Source organism: Streptomyces sp. NPDC031426 (assembly GCF_055581585.1).
Window position 1 is genome coordinate 48,996 of record NZ_JBVIJE010000038.1, and the last position, 12,290, is coordinate 61,285.

Genomic DNA, 12,290 nt, shown 5'->3' on the forward strand with positions numbered 1-12,290 from the left:
GGACGCAATGTCCGTACCGCCTCATATCGGCTAACCCGCTTTGGACGGGGATGGCTCGATCTTCTCGATCATTTATGCAAGGCGGGTGGTCGCGTGCGCGCGAGGCACGGACTGCGTGTGCTCTCGGTCTACGAGGGCTTCTTCTCCGGAGGAGCCCGGATCGTGCACAGCGACGTCGTACTGGGACTGGCCGAGGGCGGCCAGTCCCACCAGGTGCTCAGCATCCATGGTGAGGTCCATCGCGAGGCCACCCGGCAGCGCATGGAGGACGACCACTGCTACCGGGGGCTCACCGGCGGCGGGGTCGGCGTCACCTCGCTCGGCCGCAGCGCAGGCCTCGTGGACGGCTCGCTCGCGGCGAACGTTTTCAGCGGGCCCGAGCTGGCCGAAACGGCCCGGTCGATGGCCGGAGCGGATGTGATCCTCTCCCTGAAGGAGCAGCCGCTGGCCCTGCTCAACCAGGCCGGCCTGCCCCGCCGCCCGGTCGTGGTCTGTCTGCACCGCTCCGACCCGGAGAACCAGGGACCCGCGCTCGACGAGCTGAAGGCCGCCATCGCCGACGGCACGGTGGCCGCGTGCGTGTGCTGCGCCGAGTCCACCCGGGCCGCCTACGAGGCCGCCGGCATCCCGAGCCGGCTGCTGCACGTCATCCCCAACGGCGTCGACCTGCTCCGCTTCCGCCCGGACCCGGCCGCACGGCTCGCCCTGCGCGCCTCCCTCGGGATCGCGGACCGGGCGCCGGTGGTCGTCTTCGCGGCCCGCTACGCCGCGATGAAGAACGTCCCCCTGCTGCTCCGGGCGGCCCGCGCCTGGCTGGCCCGGGAGGGCGGCGGGCACGTGCTGATGTGCGGTGCCGGGATGACCCCCGGCAACTCCGGGCTGCGCGCGGACCTCGCCGAGGCCTTCGCGGACGCGCCCTCCCTCGCCGACCGGGTGCACCTGCTCGGCGTACGGCACGACATGCCGGCCGTCTACGCCACCGCCGACGTCGTCGCCCTGACCTCCGTCTCCGGCGAGGCGGCGCCGCTGTGCCTGATCGAGGGCATGATGTGCGGCGCGGTCCCGGTGACGACCGACGTCGGCGACAGCGCGTCGATCGTCGAGGGCCTCGGCTTCGTCACCCCGCCGGACCCGGGCGCGATCGCGCTGGCCTGGTCCGCGGCGGCCGCCGGCCGTACGGAACTGGCCCCGGCCCTGGAGGCCGCCCGGGAGCGGTTCAGCCGCACCCGCATGATCGCGGCCTACGCCACCCTGCTCGACGAGGTGTACGCCTCACACGTCGGTGGGCAGCGGGTCGTGGCGCAGCACGCTGTAGGCGACGCCGTCGCGCCACCGGCCGCCCCGGAAGACGATGCCCCGCAGTACGCCCTCGCGGGTGAACCCGGCCTTCTCCAGGGCCCGCTGCTCGGCGATGTTCTCGGCCTCGGTGTCGGCCTCGATGCGCATCACGGGGGTGTGGGCGAAGAGGTAGCGGACGAGCTGTAGCTGGGCCCCGGTGCCGATGCCCCGGCCACGGGCCTCGGGCAGCAGTTGGGCGCCCATGTTCCAGCAGTAGGTGGAGGCCGAGACGACGACCTTGCGCCAGGCGACGAACCCCAGCGGCCCGGCTCCGGCCGCGACGATCAACTGGCCGCCGTCCTCACCGAGCAGCCGGTTCTCGGCCCAGCGCTGCCGGAACCGCCGTGGGTCGGCGTACCCGTACCACTGGAAGGGCCCTGCCGTCTCGGGCTCGCTGAGGAAGCGTTCCAGCAGGGGCAGATCGTCCTCGTTCACCGGGCGCAGGGTCACGGATTCGGCAGACATGAACCAGAGCGTAGGGCTGGGGCTGTCAGGACCCCGTCAGGAGACGCGGTCGAGGGCCGGGAGGTAGCCGAGCAACTGGCCCGGTGCCGTGGGGTGGTACGACTCGGTGGGGGCCAGCAGGTCGACGCTGTGCAGCCAGGGGGTCCTGGAGCAGATCTCATGGCCGGCGAAGGCCGCCCTGACGTCGGCGAAGGCGAACCCGTGCGCGGCGGCGCGGCGGGCGATCACCGCGTCGAGGTGATCCACACCGTCGTTGATGGCGGCGCGCGCGGTGTCCTGGAGGCCGATCTCACAGGTGCCTCTGAGGTGGTACATGTGCGGATAGCCGAGCACCACGACACGGGCGGCGGGAGCCCGGTCCCGGATGGCCGAGTAGAGCCGGTCGAGGCTGTCCCCGAGGGACCTGTCCACCGTGGCGCGGGCGGCGGCGACGGCCGACAGACAGCGGGAGGTGCCACCCAGTGCGCAGGTCGTCATGACGCCGACGAAGCCCGCGTCGGTGCCGCCGACGGTGAGGGTCACCAGCCTGGTGCCCGGGCCGAGCCTGCCGAGCTGGCCGGACAGGACGTCGCTCGTCCGGGCGTGGTTGCACGCGGCGAAGGCGAAGGCCGCCACCTTGTGCGCCGAGGCCCACAGCACCGGGTACGCCCGGCCGCTGCGCTTGCAGTTGGTGCCGGTGGGGAGATAGGCGCCGGCACCGAGCCCGGCGGAGTAGGAGTCACCGAGGGCCACAAAGCCCACGGCCGCCGTACGGGGCGCCGCCTGTGCCGTCTCGGGGGCGGCGACGAGGCAGGCCGTGGCGAGCAGGAGGGACGCCGCCGACGCGGCTGTCCGGGTGTGTCGCATACCTCTCATCATTCGTGGCCAGGCTCGTGCCGCCCGCGCGGCTCGTCCGTTCGGGTGAAGCGGCGGGACGCACGAGGAGGGGCCCCCGGAATCGCCCGGTGGCCCCTCCTCTCCCCTCCTGAGGGCTCCCCCCGGCCCTCTCGATGCATCCCGCTCCGTCACTACCGGGGAAGCACCACGACATACGCGGCCGGGTCGCGGTCGGCCGAGGCCATCAGGGCCGTGCGGACCACCGCCGCCTGCTGTTCCATCACGTCCCTGAGCTTCCTGGGCGTGATGTACACGACCGTGATCCCGAGGCGTTCCAGGTGCTCGCGCTTGCGGGCGTATTCGGACCAGAGGGCGTCGTCGTCCTGCCGATGGCCTTGGCGGGGCGCCCGGGTGTCCAGCTCCACCGCCACCGCCTGGTCGGGCCAGTACGCGTCCAGGCCGCCCAGGTGCGGGCCGCCGGGCAGCCGCAGGTCGACGTTCCAGACCGGGTCGGGCAGGCCGTACTCGCCGACCATCCGGTACAGGCGGTGCTCGGCGATCGAGCGGCCCTCCGCCACGATCGAGTCCACCGCGTCCACCACGTGCGGGCGCTTCAGGAGCTTCGCCTGAGTCAACTCCCGTACGACGGCGGCAGGTTCGCAGTGGCGGCCGCGCACCGCCTCGGTCAGCAGCCGCCGTACCGCCTCCGCGTCCGTCAGCTCCGCCACCGCGTCCGCCAGCGCCCGCGGCACCGGTGCCACCGGCAGGCCCGTCACGGCGTTGGGCGCGGGCAGGTCGGGGGTGCGCAGGATGCGGACATAGCCCGTGGAGCGCACTCGACGCAGGCGGGGGACCAGGACGTCGACGTGGTCCAGGGAGAGCAGCGGCGGGGTGGCGGAGAAGCCGTAGAGGGTGAGGGCCGCGAGGCCCGTGATCACCGCGTCGGCGTAGACCGGGCGGTGCGGTTCCTCGGCCGTCGGCTGGGCCGGGACGCCAGGCGCGGACTCGCGGGCCGCGTACAGCAGCGCCCCGTGCAGACGCTCCTCGCTCGTCGGAGGGCCGGGGTGGAGGAGGACCACGTTCGGCAGCAGTTGCCGCCAGGGTCCGCCGGGGCGGCACTGCTCGGTCAGCTCGGCCGCCGTCACTCCGCGGGAGCGGAGCTGAGCCTCCGTCAGGACCCGGCGGTGGACCTGGGAGAGGTGGCTGAGGGGGCGGGGGGAGAGCGGGGTGTTGTGCGTCATGGCGTCGGGATTCCCGCGCCCCATCCCATCTTTAACCGCTGTTACACGGTCGTCGAAAAATGCGGACAAGCACGGAATAAAGGTCAGGTGTTCGGGTGCCGAGTAGGGACGGGAAACCCCTGGTCCGATCGGGTGCGGACCAGGGGTTACGGGTCACATTGACCGAATTCCGTAACGGTCACCGGCGACCCAAGCTCAGGCCAAAGGTCAGTCGCCGAGGGCCGTCGCGTCGCACTCCTGTGCGCGCAGCGCCCGCGCCAGGTCGTCCCGCGCCTCCAGCACCAGCCGGCGCAGCGCCGGCGCCGCGTCCCGGTGCGCCTGAAGCCACGCGTCCGTCGCCTCGAGCGTCTCCGGGCGGTCCTGCAGCGCCGGGAACAGGCCCCGTACGACGTCCATGCCGATCTGGATCGACCGCTCCCGCCACACCCGCTCGATCGCCGCGAAGTACTTCTCCGCGTAGGGCGCCGTCAGCTCCCGCTGCGAGGGCCGGCCGAAGCCCGCGATGGTCGCCTCCACCAGCGCGTTCGACAGCGCGTCGGACTCCACCACCTGCGCCCAGGCCTGCGCCTTGACCGCCGCCGACGGGCGTGCCGCCAGGCAGCGGACCTGGTGGCGCTTGCCGGACGCCGTGTCGTCGCGGGCCAGTTCGGCCGCGAGGACCGTCTCGTCGGCCACGCCGTGCGCCGCCAGCGGTTCCAGGAACGCCCAGCGCAGCTCCTGGTCCACCTCCAGGCCGTCGATGCTCTCCACGCCGTCCAGCAGGCGCTTCAGCAGGGCGAGGTCCGTCTCGCCGGACGCCACCGTCGCGAAGAAACGCGCCCACGCCAGCTGGTGCTCACTGCCCGGCTCGGCCGCCTCCAGCTCCCGCAGCGCGCCCTGCGCCAGCAGCTCACCACCGGTCTGCCGCCACTCCGGCGCCGCATAGTGCACCAGCGCCGAGTTCGCCCACGCGTGCAGCATCTGCAGCACCCCGATGTCGGACTCGCGGCCCGTGAACCGCAGCACGAGACCGATGAAGTCCCGCGCCGGCAGCAGCGCGTCCCGGGTCATGTTCCACAGCGCAGACCAGCACAGCGCCCGGGCCAGCGGGTCGGTCAGCGCGCCCAGGTGCTCCTTGAGCGTCGCCAGCGAGGTGGCGTCGAAGCGGATCTTGCAGTACGTCAGGTCGTCGTCGTTGACCAGGACCAGCTCCGGGGCCTCGGCGCCCGCCAGGTCCGCGACGACCGTGCGCGGCTCGTGCACATCCGTCTCCACGCGCGCGTACCGCTCCAGCGCGCCCTCCGGCGTACGCCGGTACAGCCCCACCGCGATCCGGTGCGGGCGCTCCTCGGGATGCGACTCCGGCGCCTCCTGCACCACCGCCAGCTCGGCCACCCGGCCCTCCGTGTCCAGCAGCACCTGCGGCGTCAGCGAGTTCACCCCGGCCGTCTGCAGCCACGAACGCGCCCACGCCGACATGTCCCGGCCGCTGGTCTCGCCCAGCGCCGACAGCAGGTCGCCGAGCCGGGTGTTGCCGTAGGCGTGCCGCTTGAAGTAGCGCCGCGCGCCCTCCAGGAACGCGTCCTGGCCGACGTACGCCACCAGCTGCTTGAGCACCGAGGCGCCCTTGGCGTAGGTGATGCCGTCGAAGTTCAGCTTGGCGTCCTCCAGGTCACGGATGTCCGCCGTGACCGGATGCGTGGACGGCAGCTGGTCCGCGCGGTACGCCCAGGCCTTGCGGCGGTTGGCGAAGGTGATCCAGGCGTCCTTGAAGCGGGTCGCGCCCACGTTCGCGAACGTGCCCATGAAGTCCGCGAAGGACTCCTTCAGCCACAGGTCGTCCCACCACTCCATGGTGACCAGGTCGCCGAACCACATGTGCGCCATCTCGTGCAGGACGACGTTCGCCCGCGCCTCGTACGACGCCTGTGTCACCTTGCCGCGGAAGATGTACTCCTCGCGGAAGGTCACCAGACCCGGGTTCTCCATCGCGCCCAGGTTGTACTCGGGCACGAACGCCTGGTCGTACTTCCCGAAGGGGTACGGGTAGTCGAAGTGGTCGTGGAAGAAGTCCAGACCCTGCTTGGTGACCAGGAAGACGTCGTCGGCGTCGAAGTGCGGGGCGAGCCCCTTGCGGCACATCGCGCCGAGCGGGATCTCCAGCTTGGTGCCGTCCTCGAACACCCGCTCGTAGGAATCCGTCACATAGTGGTACGGCCCCGCCACCACACAGGTGATGTACGTCGAGATCGGCTTGGTCTCCGCGAACCGCCAGACCCCGTCGGCGAGTTCACCCGCGCCGTTGCTCCACACCGTCCAGCCCTCGGGCGCCCGCACCTCGAAGCGGTACGGCGCCTTCAGGTCCGGCTGCTCGAAGTCGGCGAAGACCCGGCGGGCGTCGGCCGGCTCGTACTGGGTGTAGAGGTAGACCTCGCCGTCCTCGGGGTCCACGAAGCGGTGCAGGCCCTCACCGGTGCGGGAGTAGGCGCACTGCGCGTCCACCACCAGCTCGTTCTCCGCGGCCAGGTCCTCCAGCGCGATCCGCGCGCCGTCGAACACCTCGCCCGGGTCCAGGTCCCGTCCGTTGAGCGACACCGAGGTCACGCTCGGCGCGATCAGATCGGCGAAGCTCGCCGCGCCCGGCTCGTTGCAGCGGAAGCGGATCGTGGTCACCGAGCGGAACGTGCGCGGCTCGCCGTCCCCGCCCCCGTCGCCGACGGCGGACCTGAGGTCCAGGGACACGTCGTACCCGTCGACGGACAGCAGGGCGGCCCGCTCCCGGGCCTCGTCACGGGACAGATTCTCACCGGGCACGGACGGCACTCCCTTGTGATCGCGTGGATGAGGCTGAACAGGACCGATCCTGCCATGTGCCCCTGACAGGGGTCAGCAGGGAATGCGGGTCGCGAGGAGGTCGTTGAGGGTTGAAAAGAGTCTTTCGCTGAGGAGAGCCATGTCCGAGTCCGGCAAGACCCCCGTCGACTTCTGGTTCGACCCGCTGTGCCCCTGGGCCTGGATGACCTCCCGCTGGGTGCTGGAGGTGGAGAAGGTCCGGGACATCGAGGTCCGCTGGCACATCATGAGCCTCGCCGTCCTCAACGAGAACAGGCTGGACGAGCTGCCCGAGGAGTACCGGGAGATGCTCGCGACCAAGGCCTGGCAGCCGGTCCGCGTGGTCACCGCCGCCTGGCAGAAGCACGGCGACGACATCCTCGGCCCGCTGTACACCGCGCTCGGCACCCGCATCCACAACAACGGCGAGGGCCCCACCCTGGAGGCCATCGCCGGCGCCCTCGCGGACGTCGGCCTGCCCGCCGACCTCATCGACTACGCCGAGCAGCAGGACTTCGCGTACGACGCCGAGCTGCGCGCCTCCCACAAGGAGGGCATCGAGAAGGTCGGCCAGGACGTCGGCACCCCCGTCATCGCGGTGCCCGGCCCCGACGGCGAGCAGATCGCCTTCTTCGGCCCGGTCGTCACCCCCGCCCCGAAGGGCGAGGAGGCGGCCCGCCTGTGGGACGGCACGATCGCCGTGGCCTCGGTACCGGGCTTCTACGAGATCAAGCGCACCAGGACGCAGGGGCCGGACTTCAGCAACCTGTGAGGCGCGGTGAGCGGGCCCGGTCGGCTCCGGGCCCGCTCACCCCTTCCGCGCACCTCTCCAGGTGCTCCTCGTCCGGGTCGTGCACGACCGCCTGTCGCGCCGCTGATCCCTGCACCTGCTGGGCAGTCGATGGCCCGCGTGGCCACGACGGTCGAGCCGCGGCCCGGCCGTACGGCGCGGTTCGCCGAGCCGTACGCACGGCTGGTGGGGGAGCTGGAGCGGCGCGGGTGGCTGCCGGGGGCGGTGGCGGCGCATGCGCCGGCGCGGCTGAAGCGGTGATCAAGCGGGCATCGACTTCGGGATCGGCACGCCCGGCCTGAGGAAGAACAGGCCGACGATGGCACCGGACCTGTCGAAGGTCACGCGGAACTCGCCGGCGCTCTTCGCCATGCGCAGAGGCACGCTCACCACGGTGAACCGGCCGGACTTGACGTCCTTGGGCTTCTGGTGCGACTTGTAGTGCCCGAACTCGTCCTGGTAGTGCTTCCACGAATCCTCGAGCCCCTCCGGCGGCAGGTGCTTGCGCAGGTCAGCGCCGAAGTGGGCGGTGGCGGCCTTGTAGTCGCCCTTGACGATGTCGTCGAGCGTCTGCAGGGCAATGGTGTCGTGGTCGGGCGCGGCCTGCGCGGAACCGGCGGCCGGCCACGGCGCTGATGCGGCGAGCGCGAGGATGGCCGCTGCCCGGACCAGTCGCCGCCCGCCGCCGCGTGCGAAGTCTTTGTCGGACATGCGTTCATCGTGCGCCCCCCGCCCGCACCTCGCATGCCGGACGGTCGCCACCAGGGCCTCCGGACCGCGGGGAGGCCGCGGTGAGCCCGCGGGGACACTGCTGCCCATGACCTCCGCCACCCTGCTCCTCGCCCGCCACGGACAGACCGTCTGGCATGCCGAGAACCGGTATGCCGGAGTCAGCGATGTCGCGCTCACCGACACCGGATACGCCCAGGCCGAGGCGCTGGGAAGGTGGGCCGCCGCGCATCCGGTGGACGCCGCCTGGACCTCGCCGCTGTCCCGGGCGATCGCCACGGCCGACCCCGCCTGCCGGGCCCTCGGTCTCACCCCGCACCGCGAACCCGGCCTGCGCGAATGCGACTTCGGGGTGGTGGAGGGCCGTACGCTCGCCGAGTTCGCGGCGCGGAACCCCGAGGCCCTGTCGTCAAACTCCCTCCCCCAGCCTTCGGCCGGGCGGTGCCCCCAGCCCCGCGACGCCATGCACGCTCCCCCAAAGGGGGCACCCCCACTCGCCGCGCCGGGCCCGGGCCCAAGTACGCCCAGTACGAGGGCCAGGGCCCGGCACTCCCCAAGCCTTCGGCCGGGGGGACCCCCAGAGCACGCACCTGACGCCGCGAGGCCCGCCCTCCGGGCGGACGGCGGGAGTTTGACGACAGGACCTGGGCGGCGGACGCGTTCCGCGCCGACCCGGTGGCGCATCCCTTCCCCGGCGCCGAGGACCCCCGCGCGGCGGCCGGGCGCGGAAGCGCCGCCCTGCGCCGCATCGCCGCCGCCCACCCCGGCGGGCGGGTCCTGGTCGTCGCGCACAACACCCTGCTGCGGCTGGTGCTGTGCTCGATGCTCGGTATTCCGCTCGCCGAATACCGCCGGTTCTTCCCGAAGTTGCGCAACGCGGCGGTGAGCGAGATCCGCGTCGACGGCGAGCACACCGCGCTGCTGTCGCTGAACGTGCCCTGCGGGTAAGGGGAACGCGTCGACGACGAGGACCGGGGCGGTGCCCTTCACCGGTGGATCGTGCGCCGGGACGGGGCGCTCGCAGGTGTCGCCGCCGGGCCGGTTCCTCGTCGTCGACCAGGGTGAGCATGGGCTGACCCGGCTCACACAGCATGGTGACGAGGAAACGGCTCCAGGAATCCGTCCGGTTGTTCCGACACTGTCCGGTTGTTCCCGTCCTGGTAGTGGATGACATCGTCGCCCGGCTCCCAGAACGTCTCGCAGGCCTTGATCACCCGCTCCGGCTCGCCTTCCAGCTCGAAGAGCATCTCGCCCTCCAGCATGGAGCCGAAAGCAGGTCCGGAGTGCCGGTGCGGAGGGGTGCCGGGATCGCCGGGCGGGAACTCGACGAGAACCGTCATCGCTCCGCCCCTTCCGGAACGGACGGCGGCTTCGCCGACTGCAGCACAGTGAGCGATCGGGCCTCCAGGAATGGGCCGGTGTGCACCGAGGGTCCCGAGACAACCGTCCTTCCTGCCCGCGGCCTCCACAATCCGGAACCTGCGGCAACGGCAAGGCCCCCGCGTGTGTCGTACGCGGGGGCCTTCTGTCCGTGGGAGCGTCAGTGCTTGGCGCGGACGCGCTGCCGGAGGTAGCCCACGGCTGCCAGGAACAGGGTCATGGCGCCGGTGGAGCAGAGCTGGACGCGGGTGTCCGGCTCGCGGGCCATCAGGACGAAGATCGTGACCATGCCGGCCAGCGCGACCCAGGTCAGCCAGGGGAACGCCCACATGCGCACGACCAGCTTCTCGGGGGCCTCGCGCTCGATACGGCGGCGCAGCAGCAGCTGGGAGACGGCGATGAAGATCCAGACCACCAGGATGACCGCGCCGATCATGTTGAGCAGCCACGGGAAGACGTCGTCAGGTCGCCAGTAGCTCAGCAGCACGCAGACGAAACCGAAGAAGCAGGACGTGAGGACCGCGATCCGCGGGACCCCGCCGGACAGCCTGACCAGCGCCTTCGGACCCTGGCCGCGCTCGACCAGCGAGTAGGCGATGCGCGAGGAGCCGTAGATGTTGGCGTTCATCGCGGACAGCAGGGCGACCAGGACGACCACCTTCATCAGCTGGCCCGCGCCGGGAATGCCGAGGTGGTCGAGCGTGGCGACGTACGGACCCTTCGCCACGACCTCCTTGGAGTCCCACGGGACCAGGGTGACCACGACCGCCATCGAGCCGATGTAGAACAGGGCGATCCGCCACATGGCCGTACGGACGGCGGACGCCACGCCCCTGACCGGGTTCTCGGACTCGGCGGCCGCGATGGTGACCGTCTCCAGGCCGCCGTAGGCGAACACCGAGGCGAGCAGGCCGACCAGCAGGCCCTGGTTGCCGTGCGGCATGAAGTCGCTCAGGTTGGAGGTGCCCGGCGAGTGCGTGCCGGGGAGCACACCGGCGATGGCCAGCACGCCGAGGATCAGGAACAGGCTGATCGCGCCGACCTTCAGTGCGGCGAACCAGAACTCGAACTCGCCGAAGTTCTTCACGGCGGCCAGGTTCGCCCCGCAGAACACCACCATGAACAGGGCCACCCACATCCACTGCGGGGTGCCCGGCAGCCAGCCCTGGACGATGTGCGCGGCGCCGATGCCCTCCAGGCCGACGGCCGTGCACAGCAGCACCCAGAAGGACCAGCCGGCGGCGAAGCCCGCCCAGGGGCCGATCGCCCGCTCGGCGTGCGCGGAGAAGGAGCCCGAGGACGGGTAGGCGGCCGACATCTCGCCCAGCATCCGCATCACAAGCATCACCAGCAGGCCGGAGAGCGCGTACGCGACGACGATGGACGGGCCGGCGGCGGCGATGCCCGCGCCGGAGCCGACGAACAGACCCGCGCCGATGACGCCGCCCAGGGCGATCATCGACAGATGGCGCTGCTTGAGGCCGTGGGAGAGGGAAGCACCGCCGTCCTGGTGCTGTGGCCGTGTCTCGGTGGTCGTGCTGGTGGGCATGGGCGCGGATCTCCCGGGCAAGGCAATGGGCGGGCAAAAACCCCGACAGTCTGGGCGGCCCGTCCGCTCAGGCGAAGGAGCCGCCCAGTATCCGGACACCCTCTGTACGGAGAGTGAGAGACCGGCTACGCCGTCGTGAGCACCGGTGTGCAGCACGAGGCGTCGCCCTCGATCGAGTAGCTCTCCCTGCCCTCGATGCCGACCGGGACGTCACCGGCGACGGTCACCCGGTGCAGTCGGCGCGGCCGCCCGACGGGCGAGACGAGTCCACAGGGCTTTGGCGGGACTCCACAGTCGCGGTGCGGTGCACCGGAGTGAGCCGAGCGTCCCTACCTCCGTGACCGGCGTCACGCCTGACCGCGTGTAAGCAGCACCCTTTGTTCGAAGGTCACGAAGACGCCGTTCGACCCTTTGTCGAGCGCCGACGGTGATCGGCGCGTGCCCGCTGGGATAGCGTCACGATGTCCCGACGTGCCCACACCACCCCGCGGAGTCCCCATGAGCACCGCCACCGCCATCGCTCGCCCCGGCGCAGTCCTCGCCGATCTGCTCCCCGCGTCCCGCGTCCGCGACGCGGCCCTCGTCGTCGGCGGCGCCGTGCTCACCGGCCTCGCGGCCCAGGTGGCGGTCCCGGTGCCCGGCTCCCCGGTGCCGGTGACCGGCCAGACCTTCGCCGCGCTGCTCGTCGGCACCGCGCTCGGCGCCCGCCGCGGCTTCCTCTCCCTCGCCCTCTACGCGCTCGCCGGTGTCGCGGGCGTGCCGTGGTTCGCGGGCGGCACCTCCGGCGCCGCCTCGGTCTCCTTCGGCTACATCCTCGGCATGCTGCTCGCCTCGGCCGCCGTCGGCGCCCTGGCCCGGCGCGGCGCGGACCGCTCGCCGCTGCGTACGGCGGGCACGATGCTCCTCGGCGAGGCGATCATCTACGCCATCGGCGTGCCCTACCTGGCCGTCGCGGCCCACCTCTCCCTCTCCCAGGCCGTGGCGCTCGGCCTCACCCCGTTCCTGATCGGCGACGCCCTCAAGGCCGCCCTGGCGATGGGCGCGTTGCCCACCGCCTGGAAGTTCGCGAACAAGCGCTAGCTTGACTCTGTCGGGGATCTTGGAGTTTCCCGGTGCAGCGACATGACCGACGGGCATGATCGGGGCTGTTCCGCAGGCCGATATAGCTCTT

The 12,290-nt window shown here is 71.8% G+C and carries 10 protein-coding genes and 4 pseudogenes; 6 read left to right on the top strand and 8 right to left on the bottom strand.

All coding sequences use genetic code 11. The features are described 5' to 3' along the window. Positions 1 to 117: 117 nt before the first annotated feature. Complete coding sequence (locus ACZ5NH_RS41075) at positions 118 to 1,485, top strand: glycosyltransferase (RefSeq protein ID WP_468782975.1); 1,368 nt, start codon at positions 118 to 120, stop codon at positions 1,483 to 1,485. On the opposite strand, the pseudogene ACZ5NH_RS41080 reads toward ACZ5NH_RS41075, so the two are convergent. From ACZ5NH_RS41080 to pepN, 4 genes and pseudogenes are all read right to left on the bottom strand, one after another. Continuing rightward, positions 1,435 to 1,803: pseudogene (locus tag ACZ5NH_RS41080) on the bottom strand (GNAT family N-acetyltransferase); the annotation flags it as partial. The gene ACZ5NH_RS41075 and the pseudogene ACZ5NH_RS41080 overlap by 51 nt on opposite strands. Before the next feature lie 36 nt (positions 1,804 to 1,839). Continuing rightward, on the bottom strand, positions 1,840 to 2,649 hold the full coding sequence (locus ACZ5NH_RS41085) for an SGNH/GDSL hydrolase family protein (protein WP_451556594.1): 810 nt from the start codon (positions 2,647 to 2,649) through the stop codon (positions 1,840 to 1,842). Positions 2,650 to 2,810: 161 nt separating this feature from the next. Next, positions 2,811 to 3,860, bottom strand: a complete 1,050-nt coding sequence (locus ACZ5NH_RS41090) for a hypothetical protein (RefSeq protein WP_468782956.1) — start codon at positions 3,858 to 3,860, stop codon at positions 2,811 to 2,813. A gap of 207 nt (positions 3,861 to 4,067) precedes the next feature. Further along, positions 4,068 to 6,653, bottom strand: a complete 2,586-nt coding sequence (gene pepN / locus ACZ5NH_RS41095) for an aminopeptidase N (protein WP_468782958.1) — start codon at positions 6,651 to 6,653, stop codon at positions 4,068 to 4,070. A 139-nt stretch (positions 6,654 to 6,792) separates the two neighbouring features. On the opposite strand from pepN, the gene ACZ5NH_RS41100 reads away from it, so the two are divergent. Together ACZ5NH_RS41100 and ACZ5NH_RS41105 are read left to right on the top strand one after the other, a co-directional pair. Next, entirely contained in the window at positions 6,793 to 7,443 is a 651-nt protein-coding gene (locus ACZ5NH_RS41100; RefSeq protein ID WP_450985887.1) for a mycothiol-dependent nitroreductase Rv2466c family protein, read from the top strand. A gap of 138 nt (positions 7,444 to 7,581) precedes the next feature. Next, positions 7,582 to 7,722 carry a hypothetical protein gene (locus ACZ5NH_RS41105; protein WP_468782960.1) on the top strand — a complete coding sequence of 47 codons (141 nt, stop codon included), beginning with the start codon at positions 7,582 to 7,584 and terminating at the stop codon, positions 7,720 to 7,722. On the opposite strand, the gene ACZ5NH_RS41110 is transcribed toward ACZ5NH_RS41105, so the two are convergent. After that, the gene (locus ACZ5NH_RS41110) at positions 7,723 to 8,172 is read right to left on the bottom strand and encodes a DUF3887 domain-containing protein (RefSeq protein WP_468782962.1); all 450 of its coding nucleotides are present in this window, start codon (positions 8,170 to 8,172) and stop codon (positions 7,723 to 7,725) included. A gap of 106 nt (positions 8,173 to 8,278) precedes the next feature. Here ACZ5NH_RS41110 and ACZ5NH_RS41115 point away from each other — a divergent pair. Next, positions 8,279 to 8,590, top strand: a pseudogene (locus tag ACZ5NH_RS41115) (histidine phosphatase family protein); the annotation flags it as partial. Between the two features lie 248 nt (positions 8,591 to 8,838). Continuing rightward, positions 8,839 to 9,138: pseudogene (locus ACZ5NH_RS41120) on the top strand (histidine phosphatase family protein); the annotation flags it as partial. Positions 9,139 to 9,272: 134 nt separating this feature from the next. On the opposite strand, the gene ACZ5NH_RS41125 reads toward ACZ5NH_RS41120, so the two are convergent. The 3 genes and pseudogenes from ACZ5NH_RS41125 to ACZ5NH_RS41135 form a co-directional block, all read right to left on the bottom strand. After that, the gene (locus tag ACZ5NH_RS41125; RefSeq protein ID WP_468782964.1) at positions 9,273 to 9,530 is read right to left on the bottom strand and encodes a cupin domain-containing protein; all 258 of its coding nucleotides are present in this window, start codon (positions 9,528 to 9,530) and stop codon (positions 9,273 to 9,275) included. A gap of 200 nt (positions 9,531 to 9,730) precedes the next feature. Further along, a complete protein-coding gene (locus tag ACZ5NH_RS41130; protein ID WP_468782966.1) occupies positions 9,731 to 11,119 on the bottom strand; it encodes an amino acid permease in 1,389 nt (462 codons plus the stop codon). Positions 11,120 to 11,244: 125 nt separating this feature from the next. Next, positions 11,245 to 11,370: pseudogene (locus ACZ5NH_RS41135) on the bottom strand (TauD/TfdA family dioxygenase); the annotation flags it as partial. A 247-nt stretch (positions 11,371 to 11,617) separates the two neighbouring features. Here ACZ5NH_RS41135 and ACZ5NH_RS41140 point away from each other — a divergent pair. After that, positions 11,618 to 12,199, top strand: a complete 582-nt coding sequence (locus tag ACZ5NH_RS41140; RefSeq protein WP_388634577.1) for a biotin transporter BioY — start codon at positions 11,618 to 11,620, stop codon at positions 12,197 to 12,199. The last annotated feature ends 91 nt before the right edge of the window (positions 12,200 to 12,290 follow it).